Source organism: Haloferax larsenii (assembly GCF_024730625.1).
Lineage (GTDB): Archaea > Halobacteriota > Halobacteria > Halobacteriales > Haloferacaceae > Haloferax > Haloferax larsenii.
In genome coordinates, this window is record NZ_CP078063.1 from 2456090 (window position 1) to 2477327 (window position 21238).

General features: G+C 64.5%; 16 protein-coding genes. 7 read left to right on the top strand and 9 right to left on the bottom strand.

Annotated elements, in window-relative coordinates; genetic code table 11:
- Positions 1-237: 237 nt before the first annotated feature.
- Genes glpA through KU306_RS12850 form a run of 3 tightly spaced genes read left to right on the top strand, consistent with a single transcriptional unit; the run spans position 238 to position 4530 of the window.
- Positions 238-1965, top strand: a complete 1728-nt coding sequence (gene glpA / locus KU306_RS12840) for an anaerobic glycerol-3-phosphate dehydrogenase subunit GlpA (protein ID WP_258302169.1) — start codon at positions 238-240, stop codon at positions 1963-1965.
- Positions 1952-3220 (top strand): glycerol-3-phosphate dehydrogenase subunit GlpB, encoded by a 1269-nt coding sequence (gene glpB, locus KU306_RS12845; protein ID WP_258302170.1) that lies wholly within the window; start codon positions 1952-1954, stop codon positions 3218-3220. Before glpA ends, glpB begins: the two co-directional genes overlap by 14 nt.
- Positions 3217-4530, top strand: a complete 1314-nt coding sequence (locus KU306_RS12850) for an anaerobic glycerol-3-phosphate dehydrogenase subunit C (protein ID WP_258302171.1) — start codon at positions 3217-3219, stop codon at positions 4528-4530. Before glpB ends, KU306_RS12850 begins: the two co-directional genes overlap by 4 nt.
- A 52-nt stretch (positions 4531-4582) precedes the next feature.
- On the opposite strand, the gene glmS is transcribed toward KU306_RS12850, so the two are convergent.
- Both glmS and KU306_RS12860 read right to left on the bottom strand, forming a co-directional pair.
- Positions 4583-6394 carry a glutamine--fructose-6-phosphate transaminase (isomerizing) gene (gene glmS, locus KU306_RS12855; RefSeq protein WP_007540269.1) on the bottom strand — a complete coding sequence of 604 codons (1812 nt, stop codon included), beginning with the start codon at positions 6392-6394 and terminating at the stop codon, positions 4583-4585.
- Positions 6394-7569 (bottom strand): sugar phosphate nucleotidyltransferase, encoded by a 1176-nt coding sequence (locus KU306_RS12860; protein WP_074795557.1) that lies wholly within the window; start codon positions 7567-7569, stop codon positions 6394-6396. The genes glmS and KU306_RS12860 overlap by 1 nt, the downstream gene beginning before the upstream one ends.
- A 249-nt stretch (positions 7570-7818) precedes the next feature.
- Here KU306_RS12860 and glpK point away from each other — a divergent pair, with 249 nt between their 5' ends.
- Entirely contained in the window at positions 7819-9357 is a 1539-nt protein-coding gene (glpK, locus tag KU306_RS12865; protein WP_258302172.1) for a glycerol kinase GlpK, read from the top strand.
- 3 nt (positions 9358-9360) lie between these two features.
- Positions 9361-10413 (top strand): DUF7973 family transport facilitator, encoded by a 1053-nt coding sequence (locus KU306_RS12870; RefSeq protein ID WP_258302173.1) that lies wholly within the window; start codon positions 9361-9363, stop codon positions 10411-10413.
- A 147-nt stretch (positions 10414-10560) separates the two neighbouring features.
- On the opposite strand, the gene ileS is transcribed toward KU306_RS12870, so the two are convergent.
- The 7 genes from ileS to KU306_RS12905 form a co-directional block, all read right to left on the bottom strand.
- Positions 10561-13692, bottom strand: coding sequence for an isoleucine--tRNA ligase (ileS, locus tag KU306_RS12875; RefSeq protein ID WP_258302174.1), 3132 nt, complete (start codon positions 13690-13692; stop codon positions 10561-10563).
- Positions 13693-14215: 523 nt separating this feature from the next.
- The gene (locus tag KU306_RS12880; RefSeq protein ID WP_258302175.1) at positions 14216-14806 is read right to left on the bottom strand and encodes a hypothetical protein; all 591 of its coding nucleotides are present in this window, start codon (positions 14804-14806) and stop codon (positions 14216-14218) included.
- A 49-nt stretch (positions 14807-14855) separates the two neighbouring features.
- Positions 14856-15311 carry a DUF7992 family protein gene (locus KU306_RS12885; RefSeq protein ID WP_258302176.1) on the bottom strand — a complete coding sequence of 152 codons (456 nt, stop codon included), beginning with the start codon at positions 15309-15311 and terminating at the stop codon, positions 14856-14858.
- Positions 15312-15363: 52 nt separating this feature from the next.
- Positions 15364-15852, bottom strand: coding sequence for an acyl-CoA thioesterase (locus tag KU306_RS12890; protein ID WP_074795544.1), 489 nt, complete (start codon positions 15850-15852; stop codon positions 15364-15366).
- Positions 15853-15954: 102 nt separating this feature from the next.
- A complete protein-coding gene (locus KU306_RS12895) occupies positions 15955-16398 on the bottom strand; it encodes a bifunctional nuclease family protein (protein ID WP_008324285.1) in 444 nt (147 codons plus the stop codon).
- Positions 16399-16481: 83 nt separating this feature from the next.
- A complete protein-coding gene (locus tag KU306_RS12900; RefSeq protein WP_007540278.1) occupies positions 16482-17111 on the bottom strand; it encodes an ArsR/SmtB family transcription factor in 630 nt (209 codons plus the stop codon).
- 55 nt (positions 17112-17166) lie between these two features.
- Complete coding sequence (locus KU306_RS12905; RefSeq protein WP_258302177.1) at positions 17167-18495, bottom strand: glycerate kinase type-2 family protein; 1329 nt, start codon at positions 18493-18495, stop codon at positions 17167-17169.
- Positions 18496-18548: 53 nt separating this feature from the next.
- On the opposite strand from KU306_RS12905, the gene KU306_RS12910 reads away from it, so the two are divergent.
- Positions 18549-20219 carry a TraB/GumN family protein gene (locus KU306_RS12910; protein ID WP_258302178.1) on the top strand — a complete coding sequence of 557 codons (1671 nt, stop codon included), beginning with the start codon at positions 18549-18551 and terminating at the stop codon, positions 20217-20219.
- Positions 20216-20839 carry a zinc metalloprotease gene (locus tag KU306_RS12915; RefSeq protein ID WP_007540282.1) on the top strand — a complete coding sequence of 208 codons (624 nt, stop codon included), beginning with the start codon at positions 20216-20218 and terminating at the stop codon, positions 20837-20839. The genes KU306_RS12910 and KU306_RS12915 overlap by 4 nt, the downstream gene beginning before the upstream one ends.
- Positions 20840-21238 lie beyond the last annotated feature (399 nt).

A 21238-nucleotide genomic window follows, 5' to 3' on the forward strand; every position in this document is an offset into this window, starting at 1 on the left:
AGCCACTGTGAATGCCACTGGTTTGCCCGTAGATTCGGAGTACCAATAACTATTTTGAATGTTCATTTTGAAATCTTCCTGTCCTATGTGACCCACGGAGAAACCGCATACTCCGCTATTCTACGGGGTTGAACAGCGCACCGGGACTGGAAAAGCAGTCCAGAAGTTGAACTAAACCGCCTCGTTAGCCAGTGAAGGTAAAATAAAGTGCCCGCAGTTCTTCTTCACGAAAGACGGATGAGTACATCGCCGAGCGTTCTCGTCATCGGCGGGGGGTCGACCGGAACCGGCATCGCGCGCGACCTCGCGATGCGCGGTCTTGACGTCACCCTCGTCGAGAAGGGGAACCTCACACACGGGACAACGGGGCGGATGCACGGACTCCTCCACAGCGGTGGACGCTACGCGGTATCTGACCAGGCGTCCGCAAAGGAGTGTATCGTGGAGAATCGCGTCCTGCGACGAATCGCCGGGCACTGCGTCGAAATGACCGGCGGGCTGTTCGTCCAGCGACCCGAAGACTCGGACGAATACTTCGAGAAGAAACTCGAAGGCTGTCGGGAGTGCGGCATTCCCGTCGAAGTCCTCTCGGCCGAAGAGGCACGCGAGCAAGAGCCGTACCTCGCGAAAGACATCAAACGCGCCATCAGAGTTCCTGACGGCGCTATCGACCCGTTCCGACTCTGTGTCGCGAACGCCGCGAGCGCGGTCGAACACGGCGCGCGCATCGAGACCCACTCGGAAGTCACAGACGTGCTCGTCGAGGACGGCGAAGTCGTCGGCGTCGAAGTCACACACAAGTCCGGAACCGGCCCGTACGTCCACGGGAATCCCGGTGAAGTCGAAGAGATTCGCGCCGACTACGTCGTCAACGCGACGGGTGCGTGGGCAGGCCAAATCGGCGACCTCGCGGGCGTGGACGTCGAAGTCCGCCCCTCGAAGGGCGTCATGACCATCATGAACACCCGGCAGGTCGATACGGTCGTCAACCGCTGTCGGCCGAAGGGCGACGCGGACATCATCGTCCCCCACGAGACGACCTGTATCCTCGGCACGACCGACGAAGAGGTCGAAGACCCCGAAGAGTACCCCGAAGAGGGCTGGGAAGTCGACCTCATGATAGACACGCTCTCCGAACTCGTTCCGATGCTGAAAGACGCGCGGACGATTCGGTCGTTCTGGGGCGTGCGACCGCTCTACGAACCGCCGGGAACCGGCACCGAGGACCCGACGGACATCACCCGCGAGTTCTTCTTGCTCGACCACGCCGACCGCGACGACCTCCCCGGCATGACGAGCATCGTCGGCGGCAAACTCACCACCTACCGGATGATGGCCGAGAAGATTTCCGACCACGTCTGCGAGAAAGTTGGCGTCGACGCCGAGTGCCGCACCGCCGACGTGCCGCTTCCCGGAAGCGAGGACTTCAGCGTCCTCCGCGACTACATGGACGACTTCGGCCTGCGCTCGCCAATCGGCCGCCGCTCGGTGCAGCGCCTCGGCTCTCGCGCCGACGACGTGCTGACCAGCGTCGACCCGAACCCGGTCGTCTGTGAGTGCGAGGCCGTCACCCGTGCGGAGATTCAAGACTCACTCGACACGGCCGGAACCGACCTCAACTCGGTTCGTATCCAGACGCGCGCCTCGATGGGGAACTGTCAGGGCGCGATTTGCTGTCACCGGATGGCGACCGAACTCGCCCCCGAATACGACGAAGACGTCGTCCGCGCCTCGCTCGACGACCTCTATCAGGAGCGTTGGAAGGGCGAGCGCCACGGTATGTGGGGCGAACAACTCTCGCAAGCCGCGCTCAAGCACATGCTCCACGCGACGACGATGAACCGCGATTCGGACCCGGCGGCAACGGAATCCGGCGTAGACTTCGCGGCGTTCGACGACGGGGCCGTCGCGGACGGCGGCCGCGACGCACACGCTGTTTCGGAGGTGAACGATGGCGATTACTGACGACGTGCTCGTCATCGGCGGCGGTATCGCCGCCTGTACGGCCGCGCTCTCGGCCGCCGAGACCGGCGCGCAGGTTCGACTGCTCGCCCACAAGAAGAGCACGCTCCGACAGGCCAGCGGCCTCGTGGACGTGCTCGGGTACGCGGGCGACGACGGACCACTCGCAAACCCCTACGACGGCCTCGACGAACTCCCCGAAGGGCACCCCTACCGAATCGTCGGCGAAGACGGCATCCGCGACGGCCTGCGCCTCTTCGACGAAGCCGTGGGCGACGCCTACCGCGGCGGCCACACCGACGACAACGCCCTCGTGGCGACCTACGGCGGCACGATGAAACCGACCGCTCGGTATCCCGAGTCGGTCGCGTCCGGTCTCGTGAGCGCGTCCGGCGACATGCTGCTCGTCGGCTTCGAGAGCCTCACTGACTTCGACGCGCCGGTCGCCGCAGACCACCTCGAAGCTGCGGGCGTCCCATTCTCGGTTCGCGGCGTGAGCCTCCCGTTCCCCAAAACGTTCCGCGCGGACGCCAAACTGACGCGCTTCGCCAAGGCGCTCGACCGCGACGAGTCAGTCGAGAGCGGAACGGTTCGTTCGTCCCTCGCCGACGCCGTCGCCGACGAACTCGACGGTGAGACGCGGGTCGGCTTCCCGGCCATGCTCGGCGACGACCACGACACGGAAGTCCGCGACGAACTCGCCGACCGCCTCGGCGTTCCCGTCTTCGAAGTCCCCACCGGCCCGCCGAGTCTCCTCGGCCTGAAACTCGAAGACATGCTGTTCGACGCCCTCGACGAAGCGGGCGTCCGAATCTCGTCCGGCAATCCGGCCGTCGACTTCGAAGCCGACGGCGACCGAATCGAGACGGTTCTCGTCGACCAGAAGAGTCGGATGACACCCTACGAAGCCGACCAAATCGTCCTCGCGACGGGTGGTCTCGTCGGCAAGGGCCTCGACTCCGACAGAGCGCACGTGACCGAGCCAGTGTTCGGCTGTCACGTCCCGCATCCCGAGGACCGCTACGACTGGTCGGAACCCGAGGCCTTCGGTGACCACGAGTTCGCTCGCTTCGGTGTCGTGCCGGACGACGAACTCCGGCCAACTGACGCGGACGGCGAATCGCACTTCGAAAACCTGCGTGCGGCGGGTGGCGTCGTCGGTGGCGCACACGTCGCACGCGAGAAATCCGCGAGCGGCGTCTCGCTGGCGACTGGTGCGGTTGCCGGCCGCCTCGCGGGGGAGGACGCAACCCAATGAGTGACGCAGAGACACCACCAGACACGACACCCACACCCGGCGAACAGGGCGAAGACGACTTCGAACCAGTAGAGGTGTTCCCCGAGAGCACCGAGATGGACCTCCGACCCGGCGCGGACAACTGTTACAAGTGCACCTCCTGTGACGTGTCCTGTCCGGTCGCGGAAGTCGACGACGAGTTCCCCGGCCCGAAGTTCCAAGGCCCGGAACAGTGGCGCTTGAAGCGCAAAGAGGACGCCTCGGTGGACGACTCCATCATGTCGTGTTCGAACTGCATGCGCTGTGACGACGCCTGTCCGTCTGGCGTCCCACTCAGCCAGATGCACAACACGGCCCGCGGCGAGTACGTCGACGAGGACATGGACAAACTCTCCCGAGAGTACATCCGCAACCGCATCCTCGCGAACTACGGGACGCTGGCCGAACTCGGCAGCATGTTCCCCCGCCTGACGAACGCCATCATGGGGAACTCGCTGGTCCAGCAGATAAACGAGAAAGTCCTCGGCATCACCGCCGAGCGCGAATTCCCGGCCTTCGCCACGCAGACGTTCCGCGAGTGGTGGAACGAACGCGGCGGCCCCCAGGTCCGCTCCGAAGACAAGCGCGTCGCCTACTTCCACGGGTGTTATTCGAACTATAACACCCCGGAAGTCGGGAAGGCGATGGTCCGCGTCTTCGAGGAGTTCGGCTACGAAGTCGTCGTCCCCAAGCAGCGCTGTTCGGGGACGCCGATGTTCGCAAACGGCATGCTAGACGACGCGAAGCGCGCCGCGGGCATCAACGCCGAGAACTTCGCCGGTCTCATCCCCGAGGGCTACGACATCATCGCTTCGTGTACCTCGTGTTCGATGTCGCTCAGACAGGAGTACCCCGAACTGTTCGACATCGACGGGCTCGAAGACATCTCCGAGCACACCTACGAGGCCATGGAATACCTCCGCATCCACGAGGACCTCGACAGCGCCCTCGCCGATGCGTCGGTCTCCGAGCAGTCCTTCGCGTACCACGCCCCGTGTCACGCCCGCAATCAGGGTCTCGACCGGCAGGCGGTCGAACTGTTCCGTGACCTCGACGGCGTCACTATCGAGGACGTGGGCGACTCCTGTTCCGGTATCTCCGGCACCTACGGCTGGAAAGAAGAGAAGTACGACAAGTCGATGCAAATCGGCGCGGACATGTTCGACCACATGGAGCACGCCGACGGCAACGTCGGGATGACCGAGTGTCCGACCTGTTCGATGCAGATGGAACACGGCACCGGCTACGACATCAAACACCCGCTGCAACTGCTCGAAGAGGCGCTCGTCTGAATCGGAACGCCACCGCGCGGTGAGACCCGCGCACCGGCTTGCGGCCCCGCTTTTATTCCACGGTGACGCTTTTCGCGAGATTTCGCGGTTTGTCTATCGGTCGGCCGAGCGACGCCGCCATCTCGTAGGCGACGAGCTGGAGTTGGACGTTGGCGAGGAGCGACCCGAGATTGCCGTCAGTCTCTGGGACGCGAAGCACTTCGTCGGCGAAGCGCTCGACTTCGAGGACGCCGTCTGTGACTGCGACCACGGGCGCACCGCGAGCCTGTACCTCTTTGATGTTGCCGAGGGTCTTTCGCGCCGCCTCGTCGTCGCCGGTGACGACGGCAAACACGGGCGTCTCGTCGGTGATGAGCGCGAGCGGGCCGTGTTTCAGTTCGCCCGCCGGGAAGCCCTCGGCGTGCTCGTACGTTATCTCCTTGAACTTCAGCGCGCCTTCGAGCGCGACGGGGGCGTTGTAGCCGCGGCCGATGAAGAAGTACGCATCGGAACCGCCGAGTTCGTCGACGAGGTCTTCGATTTCTCCTTCGCTGTCGTCGAGGACCGACTGTACGTCGCCCGCGACGTCCCGCAGGGACTCCACGAGAGCGCGCGTCCGTCCGCTTCCGGTGTTCGAGGTGACGCTCTCGACGAAGAGCGACAGCGACACGAGTTGCGACGAGAACGTCTTCGTCGCGGCGACGCCGATTTCGGGGCCCGACCGGATGTACATCACGTGGTCGCACTCGCGAGAGGCCGTGCTTCCGACGACGTTCGTCACCGCGAGCGTCTCTGCACCCCGGCCCTGTGCCGTTCTGAGCGCCGAGAGCGTGTCGGCAGTCTCGCCGCTCTGTGTAACCCCGACGACGAGTTCGTCGTCGGCAATCGGCGGCGGCGCAGTCGCGTACTCGCTGGCGAGGAACGCCTGCGCGGGGATGCCGACTTCCCTGAATCGCATCGCACCGTACAGTGCAGCGTGATACGAGGTGCCGCAGGCGACGAACTGGACCGCGCCCGGCGTGTCGAGGTCCGATAGTTCCTCGACGACCACGTCTCCTTCGAGCGGGTCGAGGCGGCCGCTCAGACACTGTCGAAGCGCGGTCGGCTGTTCGTGAATCTCCTTGAGCATGAAGTGCTCGTACCCGCTTTTGCCGGTCTGTTCGGCGTCCCACTCGACGGTGTTGACTGGCGGTTCGACGACCGCTCCATCGCCGTTTTTGACCTGCCACCCGTTCGGGCGGAGCGTCACGGACTGGCCGTCTTCGAGGTAGACGACGTTTCGCGTGTACGAGAGGAACGCCGGAACGTCGCTTCCGAGGTAGTAGGCGTCGTCGCCGATGCCGAGGACGAGCGGCGAGTCCTGTCGCGTCGCGAAGATGGCGTCCTCGCCCGCGACGATGACGGCGAGCGCGTAGCTTCCCTCCAGACGCGAGACCGCTCGCGAGAAGCTCTCTGCGGCGTCGTACCCCTCGTCGAGGAACGACGCGACGAGGTTCGGAACGACTTCGGTGTCGGTGTCGCTCACGAACTCGTAGCCGTCCGCTTCGAGTTCGTCGCGGAGTTCCTGATAGTTCTCGATGATGCCGTTGTGAACGACGGCGACGCGGCCGTCAGCGTCCGTGTGAGGGTGTGCGTTCTCGTCCGTCGGCGGGCCGTGAGTACTCCAGCGCGTGTGTCCGATACCGAACGTTCCGGAGATAGGGTCGGCGTCGACCGCATCGCGGAGGTTGTCGAGTTCACCCTCGCGCTTTCGGACGTCGAGTTTTCCGTTGGAGACGGCGATACCGGCGGAGTCGTAGCCGCGGTATTCGAGCGACGAGAGCCCCGACAACAGCACGTCCACGGTGTCGTCCGTGTGGCCGATACAGGCGATGATTCCACACATTACCGAACGACCTCCACACCGTCTTCGACGACACCATCGAGGACGACCCCAGTTGCGACGGAGGCTTCCGCGCCGACGATGGTTCCGGGTTCGACCGAGACACCACCGCCGAGTTCGGTTCGGTCTGCGACGACCGCACCCAGTTCGACTTCCTCGTGGATTCGGTCGCCGATGCGAACGTCGCCGTCTCCGCCTTCGATAGTGACGCCAGCGGCGATGTCGACCCCGCGGCCCGTGACGGAGTCGACGAGCGTCGCGTTCGGTCCGATGCGCGTGTCTTCGTCGACGATAGTGTGCTCGACGACGGCGTTACACCCGATAGAGGCGTTTCGGCCGACCGTCGTGTACGGACCGACGACAGCACCCGGTGCGACGACGGCGTCGGGACCGACGACGACCGGAGCGCGGACGATAGCCCCGTCTGCGACCGTCGCTGACGGGTCGATGGTAACCTCCTCGTCGCTTCGGTCGAGCATCTCGGCGCTGAGCGACAGCAGGTCCCACGGATACGTCGCGTCGCGCCACAGGCCTTCAGTTCGGACACCCGTGAGCGTCGAACCGGTTTCGATGGCCGACGTGAGCGCGGTCGTCAGCGAGCGCTCGCCGTCCTCTGCGGGGGTCGAAGCAATACGGTCGAAGATAGCTGGTTCGAACGCGTAGACACCGGCGTTGAGGAGGCGGTGGTGGCCCTCTCCCGGTTTTTCGACGAGGTCTGTGACCGTGTCGCCGTCGAGGGAGACCGCACCGTACCTCGAAGCTAACTCGGACTCGACGACGCTTATCGTCCCGAGTTGTTCGCCTGCGGCGTGGGCTTCGACGACCGCATCGACGATTTCCGGCGACGTTAACTGGTCACCGTTGACGACCAAGAACGGGCCGTCGACGCCGGGTTGGGCCTGTAACACCGCGTGTCCAGAGCCGAGTTGCTGCTCTTGGACGTGGTAGGTGAGCGGGACGCCGTCGTACTCGAACCCGAAGTACTCCTGGACGCGGTCGCGTTTGTAGCCGACCACGACGTGTATCTCGGAGATGCCGCTGGCGACGAGCGCGTCGAAGACGTGTTCCAAGATGGGTACGTTCGTCACCGGCAACATCGGTTTGGGCCGGTACTTGGTGAGCGGTCGAAGCCGCATCCCCTCCCCGGCGGCGAGGACCACGGCAGACTCGATGGGCATGCACAGTTCTCTACAGTTCGGAACCTAAATACTCACTATTTTATCCACGTTTGTGAAAGAAGAATTCAATGACGAATCGACCACCAGTACAAAATACGGCAGCCGAAATACGGGCACAAGAGCGGTCTACTTAACATAATCATAAATGGTGGCTAGTATCCAGTAGTAAAGAAACATTTATCATGGTTTTTCCACCATGTACTGACGTTCGGACTCTCACCGCGGGAGTCCACCACGAGGTTGGTTAAAATGTCAGGAGAAAAATACGTTGGTGCCATCGACCAAGGTACCACAGGCACGCGATTCATGGTGTTCGACCACGACGGTAAGGTGGTCGCTAACGCCTACGAGAAGCACGAACAGATCTACCCCGAACCCGGTTGGGTCGAACACGACGCGAACGAGATTTGGGACAACACGAAGAAGGTCATCAACGAGGCGCTCGACGACGCGCTTCTCGACGCCGACCAACTGGAAGCAATCGGTATCACGAACCAGCGCGAGACGACCATCGTCTGGGACCGCGAGACCGGACAGCCGATTCACAACGCCATCGTCTGGCAGGACCGTCGGACGACCGACCGTATCGAGACGCTCGAAGCGGACGACAAGACCGACGACGTGCGCGCCAAGACAGGCCTCGAACCCGACGCATACTTCTCTGCGACGAAGGCCGAGTGGCTGCTGGACAACTCTGACCCCATCAAGCTCCAGCGCTCGCGTCCGGAAGATATCCGCGACCGCGCCGAGGAAGGGGAACTCGCCTTCGGTACCATCGACACGTGGCTCATCTACAATCTGACGGGGAACCACATCACCGACGTGACCAACGCGTCGCGGACGATGTTGTTCAACATCCACGACATGGAGTGGGACGACGAACTCCTCGACGAGTTCAACGTGCCCCGCGAGATTCTGCCCGAAGTCCGCCCGTCGTCTGACGACGACTACTACGGGACGACCGACGCAGACGGCTTCCTCGGTGCCGAGATTCCCGTCGCGGGTGCCCTCGGCGACCAGCAGGCCGCCCTGTTCGGTCAGACCTGTTTCGACGCCGGTGACGCCAAGAACACCTACGGAACCGGGTCGTTCATGCTCATGAACACTGGCGAAGAGGCCGTCATGTCCGAACACGGCCTTCTCACCACCGTCGGCTTCCAGCGCTCCGGCGAACCCGTGCAGTACGCCCTCGAAGGCTCCATCTTCATCACGGGCGCGGCAATCGAGTGGCTCGAAGACATGACGCTCATCGAGAGCGCCGCCGAGTCCGAAAAGCTCGCCCGCTCGGTCGATTCGACCGACGGCGTCTACTTCGTGCCCGCCTTCGCCGGCCTCGGTGCCCCGCACTGGGACCAGCGCGCACGCGGCACTATCGTCGGCATGACCCGCGGCACCCGCCGCGAGCACATCGTCCGCGCGACGCTCGAATCTATCGCGTTCCAGACGCGCGACGTTGCCGAAGCCATGCAGTCCGACAGCGACATCGACCTCGCCAGCCTCCGAGTCGACGGCGGGGCGGTCAAGAACAACTTCCTCTGTCAGCTTCAGTCGAACATCCTCGACACCGAAATCGTCCGCCCGCAGGTCGACGAGACGACGGCGCTCGGTTCCGCCTACGCCGCCGGTCTCGCAGTCGGCTACTGGGAGAACCTGGACGAACTCCGCGCGAACTGGCAGGTCGACCGCGAGTTCGAACCCTCGGACCCGCAGAACGTCGAACACCGCTACGGCCGCTGGAAGGAAGCAGTCGACCGCTCGCTCGACTGGGCGCGCGACACGGAGGAATAACACATGGCACTGGACCAACTCTGGGCGCTCGAAATGCTCATCGCCGCCTTCGCTGGCGGTGCCTTCGGCGCAGCAATCGGTGCGCTTCCGGCCTTTATCTTCACCGGCTTCATGGTCATCGCTGGCGAGACGGCGAACCTCGCGAGCAAGTCCCTCGGTGGCGTCGTCAACGCCGAGTCGGGCGCGCTCGGCTCGGTCGGCATCACCGGCGCAATCGCCTTCGGCGTCCCGTTCTCCCCGGCAATCAGCTTCGCCGGTGGTGCGGCCGCCGCAGCCTACGCGGCGAACCGCGGCTACATGGAATCCGGATTCGACTACCACAACGCGAAGGACATCGGCTTCGCACTCGGTTCGAAGCCTGACGTGCTCGCGGTCGGTGGTATCTTCGGCATCATCGGCTACTGGCTGACCGTCCTCTCGGGGACGTTCAACATGCCGTACGACCACATCGCGATGGGTGTCGTGCTCTCGGCGCTCATCCACCGCGTCGCCTTCGGCTACGACATCATCGGTAAGGCACGCGGCAGCAGCCTCCTCGACATGACCCCGTTCGAGCGCGGCGAGACCCGCAGTAACGCGGTCGCCGACGGCGGCGAGACCGCACGCATGAGCGTCGAACCGTGGCTGCCGAACATGTACAAGTGGGAAGAAGTGACGGCTATCGGCATCGTCGTCGGTCTCGTGGCCGCGTACATCGCGCTCTCGACCGGCAGCCCGTTCCTCGCGTTCGGTATCTCCGCGGCGAGCCTCATCTTCCTGAACCTCGGCGTCGAGCGCGTCCCCGTCACCCACCACATGTCGCTTCCCGCATCGACGGCGGCACTCGCATTCACCGCGGGTGCGGCCGAACTCGGTGCTGCGGCGCTCCTCGTCGGTGGCGTCTTCGGTGGCATCTGTGCCATCTTCGGTGAAGCCTTCCAGCGCGTCTTCTACGCGCACGGCGACACCCACTGGGACCCGCCGGCCGCCGCAATCGTCTTCGGGACGTTCCTCGTCGCGGTGCTCGCCATCGCGGGCGTCTTCCCCGGTTCGTCTTGGGTCGCGATTCCGTTCTAACGCGACCTGACACGTCCCGCTGCTGACTCACGTCCCCACTCGTTTTCTCCGATTTACTCCGGTTCGAGAGACACGTCGACTGACAGCGGCGTCGCTCCGCGGTCTGAGACCGAGCAAAAATCAAAAAACCGGTGTGCAGCGTGTCGCTCAGTCGAGTTGCGTGACCGCGATGGTCACAGAGACGTCTTCGACGTCCCACTCTTCGACCGTCTCGCCCTCGGCGCGGCCGAGTTCGAGTTCGCGGGCGCGCACCTCGTCGGCGATGAGGTCGCGGTTCTCCTCGACGAATCCGGCGACCCGGTCGTCTTCGACGACGACGCCCACGTCGATTTCCTCTTCCACATCGAGTTCGAGTTGCTTGCGCATCTCTTGGATGCGGCGGATGACGTCGCGGGCGTAGCCCTCCGACTCGATGTCGTCGGTGAGGGTGGTGTCGACGTAGACAGTGCCGCCTTCGAACTCGGCACCCGAGACGTTCTCCGGCGGTTCGGCCGCGTAGGAGACCATCTCGTCTGTGAGTTCGTAGGTCTCACCGTCGACTTCGACGCCGGATTCGACGTCGGCGCGGGTGCGCCCTTCGACAGCGCCCATGATTTTCTGGGCGTCAGCGCCGAACTCCGGCCCGATGACGCTCATCTGCGGTTCGGCCTTCTCGACGAGTTCGTCGAAGACCTCGACGACTTCGACCGACTGCGTGTTCACGCGCTCCGAGAGGAGGTCCGAGAGGGCGGTGACTGCTTCGGCCACGTCCTCATCGTCGGACTCGACGACGATGCGCGAGACGGGCCAGCGGAGTTTGCGACCGCCGAGTTGGCGGGCGTGGGCCGCGGCCTCCTCAACGTCGCGAAGGACCGCCATGTTGGTTTCGAGCGTCTCGTTGCGAAGGTCTTCGTCGACCTCGGGGTACGAGAGCATGTGGACGGTCGTCTCGCTGCCGTCGAGACGCTGGTACATCCGCTCGGCCATGTACGGCGTGTACGGCGCGATGAGGCGGAGCGACTCGGAGAGAACGGTCGAGAGGGTCGCGTACGCACCGAGTTTCGACGCGGACTCCTCTTCGTCCCACATGCGCTCGCGGATTGCCTTCACGTAGAAGCGCGACACGTCTTCGGTGATGAAGTCGAGAAGCGTGTTGAGCGCGGTGGAGACCTCGTAGTCGTCCCACGCCTCGTGCATCTCGGCTTTGACGGTCTGGAGGCGCGAGAGCACCCACTCGTCGACCACGGTGAGGTCGCCCTCCGAGAGGTCGGCCTCGGCGGGGTCGTAGCCGTCCAGTTCCATGTACGGCAGCGGGAACCGGAAGACGTTCCAGAAGATGTTGAGCGTGGACTGCATGTCCGCGAGTCCGTCCCAGTCGAACGAGAGGTCGACACCCTGCTGGTCGTGGCTGAGCAGGTACGCGCGAAGCGGGTCGCGACCGACGCGGTCGATTGCCTCTTCGGGCGTGACGATGTTGCCGACGGACTTCGACATCTTGCGGCCGTCTTTGTCGTTGGCGAACCCGTGCATGAGAACCTCCTTGTACGGGGATTCGCCCGTCGCGGCGGTTCCCATACCGAGTTGCGACCAGAACCAGCCGCGAGTCTGGTCGTGCGCCTCGATGATGAGGTCGGCGGGCCACAGTTCCTCGTAGTCCTCCGTCTCACCGGGGAAGTCGAGCGTGCCCCACGTGGCGACCGAGGAGTCGATCCAGACGTCGAACACGTCGGGGACGCGCTCGTAGGTGACGCCGTCTTCCGTGATGGTGATGGGGTCGACAGAGGGTCGGTGGAGGTCCACCGTCTCGGGGTCGATGTCCTGGTCGGCCCGCTCGGCGAGTTCTTCGCGCGTGCCCACGACAATCATCTCGTTTGCGGCCTCGGCGTCGGGGTCCTGCGGGACCCAGATGGGAAGCGGGATGCCCCAGTAGCGCTGCCGGGAGATGTTCCAGTCGGGCGCGTCGCTCACGAAGTCGTGGAAGCGGTTGTCGCGCGCCCACTGCGGGTGCCACTCGGACTCCTCGATGTTGTCGAGCAGCTCCTCTTTGACGTCCGTGATGGTGATGAACCACTGGTCGGTCGCGAGGAAGATGATGTCCGTGTCGCAGCGCCAACAGTGCCCGTAGCGGTGGTCGTGTTCGCCTGCGTGGAGCAGGTGGCCGAGGTCGTCGAGGTCCTCGATGACCTGCGGGTTGGCGTCGCGGACGAAGGTGCCCGCGTAGTCGCCGCCCTGCGCTGTGAACTCGCCTTTGTCGTCCACGGGGACGAACACGTCGAGACCGAGTTCCTGCCCGCGGGCGAAGTCCTCTTGACCGTGGCCGGGCGCGGAGTGAACCAGACCCGTGCGGTCGGCTTCGACGTACTCGGCGGTGTAGACCTGACCGGCACCCTCGAAGTCGGCGTACTCACCCAGCACGTCTTCGAGCGGGTGGTCGTACTCCCAGCCGACCATCTCTTCGCCGGTGACCTCGTCGAGCACTTCGAAGTCCTCGTAGCGACCCTTCTTCAGCACGTCCTCGACGCAGGGTTCGGCGAGGTACAGCACCTCGCTCTCGCCGTCTTTCTCGGCGCGGACGGCCTGATAGGTCATCTCGCCGTCGACGGCGACGAAGGTGTTCGCGGGGATGGTCCACGGCGTCGTCGTCCAGATGACGAGGTTGCCCTCGCGGCCCTTCAGGGGGAACTTGACGTAGATAGACGGCGACGTGATTTCGTCGTATTCGACCTCGTTGGCGGCGATTGCGGTCTGACAGCGCGGGCAGTAGTTGACCGAGCGCTTGCCCTGCTCGACGAGACCGTTTTCGGCGACCTTCGAGAAGGCCCACCACGCCGACTCCATGTACTCGGGAGACAGCGTCTCGTAGGGGTTGTCCCAGTCCATCCACGTGCCGATAGACTGGAAGTCGTCGTCCATCGCCTTGCGGTTGCGGACGGCGAACTCCTTGCACTTCTGGATGAACTGCTCCATGCCGAACTCCTCGATGTCGCGCTTCGAGGTGAAGCCGAGTTCCTCTTCGACTTTGACCTCGATGGGGAGGCCGTGCATGTCGTAGCCGGGGCGGTCGGTGACGTGGTGCCCCGTCATGCGCTTGTGCCGGATGACGGCGTCTTTCAGCGTCTTGTTCCAGGCCGTGCCGAGGTGCATCTGGCCGGACGTGTACGGCGGGCCGTCGACGAAGAAGAACGACGGGTCGTCGGCGTGTGCCTCCTTCGTCGCCTCGTACGCGTCGTTCTCGTCCCAGTACTCGCTGACGGCGGACTCGACATCCCCCGGCGTGTACTGGTCTGCGATGTCTTCCATACCCCGACGTTCTCGTGGATATATATCAAAACGGCGGGTCTCGTCCGCGTCCGTCGGTCGTTCCGTCTGGTCGCTCTCAGACATGGCGTGCGCTCCGCTGTGTCGGGGTGGTGGCTCGTCGCCACCGCCCGGAGGCTGTCTGTCGTCGATACTGCTGTCGAGTGTGGTGTGTAGGTCGGTCCATGCGGTGTACTGTGGGCCGGTTCATGCGGTGTACTGTGGGCCGATTCATGGCAGTGTGCCGTGGTCCGGTTCACACGGCGTGCTGTGAGTACTCGGAAACGATGCAAGCGCGGAGAACGAGTTGTGGAGATATGCGAGGCTACTGCCCCGCAATAATCAGCGAGTCGGAGACGACAGCGCGGCGTGGCGACTGCTCGACCTCGGTCAGGCGGGCCGCAGCCGGTCCCAAGTGCCGCATCGTATCCGAAAACAGACTCGCGGCGGACAAAACGTTTACTCCGGCGACAACTCGAACACTTCACCGATACCCGCCGAACACACCCACAATACCCGCCGAACCTCACTGCGACGCCACAGTCTCCTCGTTCGACCACTCGCTGACGCGGTATTCCGCGACACGCGCATTGGACTCTCGCTCACGGACAGTGAGCGTCGCCTGCGACGGTGCTCCGCCACCCTCAACGTCGAATTTCGAGATGTGCGTACAGACGAGTTCGTCGGCGTCGAAGTCGCGCTCCGAGGTGTCCGGCGAGCGGCGAATCGGTACCTCGGCGTCGCGCCAGCCACTCCATCGCGGCGAGGTACCCACGTTGTAGAACGCGGCGTCTTCGGCGGCCATCCGAACTTCGAACAGGAGGACGAACGAGTTGCCGTCGGCCCACAGGAGGTCGTTCGAGTACTGCCCCTGCATCGCCCTGTCTGTGAACACGGCAGTCTGGTCTGCGGGCGGCTCAGGAAACAGCCACCCACGGACGTTGCTCCCCTCCGAAAACGAGCCACGGACGTACTGCTCGTCGGCGGGGTGGAGCTTCGAGCTGCCGTGGTCGGGAGAGATGTCACCGCTCACAGTTCGTCGAACGTCGGCGAGGCACCCACTCGTCGCGGCGAGCGAGAGGGTTGCAGTGCTGGCGAGGAGGGCACGGCGGCGCATATGCATACCCGTGGCTGCTGCGGGATAATTTTGAGGGCGGCGGCCGCGACTACCCAAAGTCTGGCAGGTCGTCCGGGGCTTCGTACTCGGATTCCCAGTCGATGTAGTCGTCCTTCAGCACGTCACACACCTCTTGGCCGAGTTCCGTGAGACCGGCGTTGATAGACGAGACTTGTCCCCACGAGGTCAGTTCGGGGTGAAGTTGGCGCTCTTTCCAGTCCTCGGGGATACCCGGCGCGTGATAGCCGACGCGGTCCGCGAAGTCGTCCCAGAAGAAGTCGAAGTACGAAAGCAAGTCGAGTTCGACGACGACCTGCCACTGGGCTTCTGTGACGGGCGTCTCGGCCGCCCACGTCTCGAACGCCTCGGCCCACGCGCCCTCGTGGAGGAACGCCTCCAGTTCGGTTCGCTTGAAGTCGGCGTCGGCCGCGATGTTCGCGTCGTCGTACTCGTTGGGGTCGACTGTCGGAAGCGTCGGCGGGTCGGGGACGGGTACGTCGAGCATACTCTGGGGTGGGTCGCCGCGCCGGATAAGCGTTCGCCGCGACAGGTGGCGATTACGCGTCGTCCATCCGCTCGATAACGTCTTCCAACTGGGAGGCACGGGCTTCGACTGCCTCCTGTCGAAGCGCCTCTTCTTCGGGCGTCGGGCATTCGAGACGTGGGACCGGCGTGGTCTCACCGTCGTCGTCGAGCGCGACGAACGTCAGGAACGACGAGGTGGTCTTGCGTCGCTCGTCGGTCTTCGGGTTCTCTGCGTGAACGTCGACTTTTACGTCGACGCTCGTGTGGCCGACGTTGAATACGTAGGCCTCCATGACCGCCACTTCACCGAGGTCGATAGGGCTGATGAAGTCGACGTGGTCCATCGAGGCGGTGACGCACTGGCGGTTCGAGAATCGCATCGCCGCGATTGCCCCGCAGATGTCCATCCAGTGGAGGACCGCCCCACCGAGCGCGCGGCCGAGATTGTTCGTGTCGTTCGGCAGGAGAAGCTCGGTCATCTCGGTTCGCGATTCGGCGAGCGTGGACGTTTTCTGGCTCATGCGAGAGCCGTCGCACTGGGGGGGCTTGAAATCGTGGGACCTGCGGTCGGGGGAGAAACTGAGGTCCGAAAGCGAGACTGAGACCGTGGGCAGGGCGTCCTCTCACTCGTCGAAGTCGACGTCGAAGATTTCGGGTGGCTGTCCGGCCGCGTCGAGCACCTCGTCGGAGATGAGAATCGGACAATCGACGCGAACGCCGAGCGCGATAGCGTCACTCGGACGGGCGTCGAAGACGAACGACCGCACCTCGCCGCCGTGATATCGCTCCGCGTCGACTTTCGCGAAGAACGTCCCCTCAGAGAGGTCGTCGATGCGGATGCTGTCGATTGCACCGCCGAACTCAGTCACCATCTCGACCAACAGGTCGTGGGTCAGCGGTCGCTCGAACTTGTCGCCGGACAGGCCGAGCTGAATCGCCTGCGCCTGGTCAGACGTGATGACGATGGGCAAAAACTCGTCTCGGGCTTCGAGAATCACTGCCGGGACGTTCGAACCGTCCTCGCCGACACCGACCCCGATGCCACGGACCACGGCACGGTGTTCCATACATACAATAGTTGGTGGGAGTACGAATAGTTACCCCAGCAAAGCGTCGCGGGCGAGAAACACGGCACCGACGACTGCCGACGTCAGCGGCGGTAGTACTGTACGACCGCGATGGCGAGCAGGATGAGAAGCCCACCCGCGAAGAACGCGATACCGGGTGGAATCGCCTGTCCGACGACCGGAGCTGCTTCGGTGGCTGCCTCGGTCGTCGCGAGCGAGACGCTATCGGCTTCTGCGCCGCCAGTTTGCGCCGTGGGAACGAGCCAGTCCAACCCGCGGGTCGCGACCAACTGGACGAACGCCGCGAGGAGTCCCAAGACCGCGACGCCACCGAGGAGGCTCGTCAGGGCTGTCGCGAGCCCGGTTCGCGTCTCTTCGGTCGCCGCGACGACGACGAGCGGCCGGTCTGCGGGCGCGTAGACTTTCATCTCGCGGCCTTTCTCGGAGTAGACCGTATCGACGACTTCGATGAGTCCGGCCTCGTCGAGTTTGCCGAGGTGGTACTGGACGTTCTGGAGCGACGTTTCCACCCGGTCGGCGAGTTCGGCGGGATTCGTCGGTTCGTCGTGGAGCGCGGCCAGCACGTGGCGGGCCGTCTCCGACGAGAGCGCCGACAGGAGGTTCGACGCCTCGTCGTCGTCGAGGCCGATAACGCGGGGGGAGGGCTCGTCTGCGGCGGAGGTGTCCGGTGCGGAGGGCAGCAAATCTGCCATACGAGCCGTTACTACACCGAAGGATACAAACTTGTTGTCGGACGCGCGGGCAGAATCAACAGAACTCGGCTGGCTCGACGACCAGCACCCGAAGGTCGTTGACGTTCGTGCCGGTCGGTCCCGTCTCTACGAGCGCGTCGGCGTCGCGGAGGACTGGAAGGGCGTCGTTGCGTGCCAACGACGCGTTTGCCTCACGGCGCTCGACCGTCTCAGCGTCCACGAGCGCGCCCGCGACGTCGGTGCCGCCGTCTTTGCCGTCGCTGTCGATGCTCGCGAGCACGGACCCATCTGGAAGGTCCGGTGCGGCTTCGAGACAGAATTCGAGGTTTGGGCCGCCCTGCCCGTCGCCACGGACGGTCACGGTACACTCGCCACCGGAGAGAATCACTGCCGGAGCGTCCAGTGGGCTCCCTGTCGCGCGAATCTCTTCGGCGACGGCGACGTGGGTCTTTGCGGCTTCGCGTGCCTCCCCGCGGACGCGCGACGAGAGAATGAGTGGGTCGTAGCCGCTGTCGCGGGCGACCGTGCGGGCGGCGTCGAGTGCAGTAAACGCGTCTGCGAGCACGTGGTTCGTCACCCGGTCGAAGACCGAGTCACCGGGTTTCGGCGTCTCGGGAATCTCGCCCGCAGACCCGCGCGCGAGTCGTGTCCGGACCGAACTCGGCACGTCGAGGTCGAATCGGTCGAGCACGTCTAAGGCGTCGTCGAACGTCGTCTCGTCGGGCGCTGTCGGGCCGGAGGCGATGACGCCGAGGTCGTTGCCGACCACGTCTGAGAGAACGAGACCGACCACCGTCGCGGGCGCGGCGAGGCGGGCGAGGCCGCCGCCCTTGAGGGTCGAGAGGTGTTTTCTGACCGCGTTCAGGTCGTCGATTTCCGCGCCGCTTTCCAGGAGCAGTTCGGTCGTTTCGCGGAGGTCCGACAGCGAGACGCCTGTCGCGGGCGCAGGGAGAATCGCGCTCGCGCCGCCCGTGACGGCGACGAGGACCAGCGTTCGTTCGTCGAGGTCCGAGACGAGGTCGATGAGTCGGCGCGTGCTCTCGACACCTCGGTCCGACGGGACGGGATGGTCGCCGGGAAGTCGCCGAATCCGAGTCCCGTCTCCGGGGTTAGGGGTGACGACGACGCCATCGTCGATTCGGTCGCCGAGGAGTTCTTCGAGTGCGTCGGCGACGCCGTCGCCCGCTTTCCCGCCGCCGACCACGAGAATCCGGTCGTAGTTCGAGCAGTCGTACGTCGTCTCCGCGACGGTGAGTGTGTCGCCATCGAGCGCAACCGCGTCGCGGACGACGCGCTCGGGACGGACGGATTCGACGCCAGCGCGGAGGCAGTCGAGTGCCACCTCGTGGGTCGTCGTCGGGGTTCGCGCGTCGAACTCGTGCATGGTTCGTGGGTGATGCCGACACGGATAAAAACCGTGGGGCGGTAATCCCGGCGATGAACGATTCGTCGCCCGGCGAGGGCCACGTCCACGTTGTCGGCACGGCCCACGTCTCGGCCGACAGCGTCCGAGAGGTCGAAGAGACCATCGAAGCGGAGCAACCGGACGTGGTCGCGGTCGAACTCGACGAAGGTCGATACCGGCAGTTGAAGGGCGGAACGCCCGACGACATCGAAGCGCGCGACCTCTTGCGCGGGAACACAGTCTTCCAGTTTATCGCCTACTGGATGCTCTCGTACGTCCAGTCGCGCATGGGAGACAAATTCGACGTGAAACCCGGCGCGGACATGCTCGCGGCCGTCGAGACGGCCGAAGGCGAGGGAATCGACGTCGCGCTCGTCGACCGCGACATCCAGACGACCATCCAGCGCTTCTGGCGACGGATGGGCCTCGTCGAGAAGATGCGCATGGCGGGCGACCTCGCGTTCGGCGTGGCCGACGCGCGCGGCGTCGGAGCCGTCTTCGGCATCGCCGTCGGTGTCTTCCTCGGGCCGCTTATCGGCCTCTACGGAGATATCGTCGGAATCTCTGACGTGATTCTCGGTCGAACTGCGACCGGGGCCGTCGTCGGCGTCGTGGCTTCGTATCTCCTCTACACCGTCGCGACGTTCGTCCTCGACGGCGACGACGCGGTCCTCGCTGGCCTCGGCGGCGGTGCAGCAGTCGGCCTCGTCGGTGGGTTCGGTCTCGGACTCGGCGCTGGCTTCGTCTCGTCCACGCTCGGGAGCCTCGGTGTTGCAATCCTCGGGAGCCTCATTCTCGGCGTGCTCGCGGGAATCGTTGTGGGCGTCGCGGCCGGAAGCGTCCTGAACGTACTCGGCCTGTTCGCACCCGCGGAAGACGTCGAAGAGTTCGACATGGAAGAGCTGACCGACGGCGACGTCGTGTCGGCGATGATGGAAGAGTTCCGCCGATTCAGTCCCGGCGGTGCGGAGGCGCTCATCGACGAGCGCGACGCTTTCATCGCGCACCAACTCGTCGCACTCCGCCAGTCCGGCCACCACGTCGTCGCCATCGTCGGCGCGGGCCACAAAGCCGGAATCGAGGGCTACCTCCGAGACCCATCGACGCTCCCGCCGATGGAATCGCTCGTGGGCGTCGCCGAGAAAGACGGCTTCCCGTGGGGGAAACTCATCGGCTTCGGTATCACCGTCATCTTCATCGCGTTCTTCGTCCTGCTCGCGATGGCTGGCGTCGGCAACGAACGCCTGCTCACTATCTTCGGCGCGTGGTTCCTCATCAACGGCGTCTTCGCCGCCAGTCTCGCCAAACTCGCCGGTGCGCGCTGGACCTCGGCCCTCGTCGGCGGTCTCGTCGCGTGGATGACCTCTATCAACCCGCTTCTCGCACCGGGTTGGTTCACCGGCTACGTCGAACTCCGACACACGCCGGTCAACGTCGGCGACATCAGCACACTCAACCGCATCCTCTCGGACGAAGAGACCCCGATGCGGGAACTTATCGGACAACTGTTCGACGTCCCGCTTTTCAAGCTCATCATGGTCGTCGCGATGACGAACATCGGGAGCATGATTGCGAGTTTCCTCTTTGTCACCTACGTGCTCCCGGTCATCGCCGCGGACCTCGGCGGCATCAGTGGCGTCGCAAACCTGATGTTCGAGGGAGCGCGAAATAGCGCCGAACTCCTCTGGAGGACGCTCGCATGAACATCACCTTCTCGTCGCGCGAGCTTCGTGACCTCGCAGTCGCGTGGCTCGCGCTCGGTCTCGCGTTCGCCATCTTCTTCGCCGGCGGCGGACAGCGCGCTATCGGACTGCTCTTGAGCGGGTCGTTCGGGCTCGCACTCGTCGTGAGCCTGCTGACTGCGGGCATCGCGTTTCTGTTCCACGAAGTCGCGCACAAAGTCGTCGCCGTCAGATTCGGACAGGTCGCCGAGTTCCGCGCCGACTACGGCATGCTCGGCATCGCCATCATGAGCGCACTCATCGGATTCATCTTCGCGGCACCCGGTGCGGTCCACCACCGCGGGATGCTCACGAAGCGCGAACACGGGCTTATCGCGCTCGCAGGGCCGGCGATGAACCTCGTGCTCGTCGTCGCCTTCGTGCCGATATTCGTCGCCGGTCTCGCCGTCAATTCGGGGCTCGTCGAACTCGTCGGCGCGCGGGGACTCGTCATCAACGCCTTCCTCGCGGCGTTCAACATGCTCCCGTTCGCCTCGCTGGACGGGCGGACCGTCAAGGCGTGGAGCACACCCGTCTTCGCCGGGTTCTTCGCCCTCTCGGCGGTCCTGACAGTCGCCTTGCTCCTGTTCGTCGGCTTCTAACGCCGACGGTAGGGACGGCAGAGACGACAGGCAATTCGCAATTCGCCTTCTGACGCCGAGGACCGGTTCTTCGCGCACTCGCTGTCACTCTCAAGTGAGAATCCCGAGTGAAAGCTGTAGAGCGTCAGGTACGAGGTGAAGGAGTAGTACGGACGAGGAGAACCGGTACAATTGGTACGGACGAGGAGAGGCGGTACGAACGAGGGAAGGAGGTGGCACGGGCGGAAAGGGAGTGCCACGAACCAGGGAGGATGGGGAAGGGAGTGTGCCACCGTTGGGTAGGAGTGGAGGTGGGCGCCACGAGGGGTAAGGAACGAGGGGGCAGGCAGGGACCAATCGACGCACTTTGGAGGGGAGACGCCGGCGGGAACTGAGGGACGACGCCGGAGTGATGCGTCC

Coding starts and splice junctions, on each gene's coding strand:
- KU306_RS12905 (WP_258302177.1), bottom strand. CDS start 18,495: ATGCACGAGTTCGACGCGCGAACCCCGACGACGACCCACGAGGTGGCA.
- KU306_RS12910 (WP_258302178.1), top strand. CDS start 18,549: ATGAACGATTCGTCGCCCGGCGAGGGCCACGTCCACGTTGTCGGCACG.
- glpK (WP_258302172.1), top strand. CDS start 7,819: ATGTCAGGAGAAAAATACGTTGGTGCCATCGACCAAGGTACCACAGGC.
- glmS (WP_007540269.1), bottom strand. CDS start 6,394: ATGTGTGGAATCATCGCCTGTATCGGCCACACGGACGACACCGTGGAC.
- KU306_RS12915 (WP_007540282.1), top strand. CDS start 20,216: ATGAACATCACCTTCTCGTCGCGCGAGCTTCGTGACCTCGCAGTCGCG.
- glpA (WP_258302169.1), top strand. CDS start 238: ATGAGTACATCGCCGAGCGTTCTCGTCATCGGCGGGGGGTCGACCGGA.
- KU306_RS12890 (WP_074795544.1), bottom strand. CDS start 15,852: ATGAGCCAGAAAACGTCCACGCTCGCCGAATCGCGAACCGAGATGACC.
- ileS (WP_258302174.1), bottom strand. CDS start 13,692: ATGGAAGACATCGCAGACCAGTACACGCCGGGGGATGTCGAGTCCGCC.
- KU306_RS12870 (WP_258302173.1), top strand. CDS start 9,361: ATGGCACTGGACCAACTCTGGGCGCTCGAAATGCTCATCGCCGCCTTC.
- KU306_RS12885 (WP_258302176.1), bottom strand. CDS start 15,311: ATGCTCGACGTACCCGTCCCCGACCCGCCGACGCTTCCGACAGTCGAC.
- KU306_RS12895 (WP_008324285.1), bottom strand. CDS start 16,398: ATGGAACACCGTGCCGTGGTCCGTGGCATCGGGGTCGGTGTCGGCGAG.
- KU306_RS12860 (WP_074795557.1), bottom strand. CDS start 7,569: ATGCCCATCGAGTCTGCCGTGGTCCTCGCCGCCGGGGAGGGGATGCGG.
- KU306_RS12850 (WP_258302171.1), top strand. CDS start 3,217: ATGAGTGACGCAGAGACACCACCAGACACGACACCCACACCCGGCGAA.
- KU306_RS12880 (WP_258302175.1), bottom strand. CDS start 14,806: ATGCGCCGCCGTGCCCTCCTCGCCAGCACTGCAACCCTCTCGCTCGCC.
- glpB (WP_258302170.1), top strand. CDS start 1,952: ATGGCGATTACTGACGACGTGCTCGTCATCGGCGGCGGTATCGCCGCC.
- KU306_RS12900 (WP_007540278.1), bottom strand. CDS start 17,111: ATGGCAGATTTGCTGCCCTCCGCACCGGACACCTCCGCCGCAGACGAG.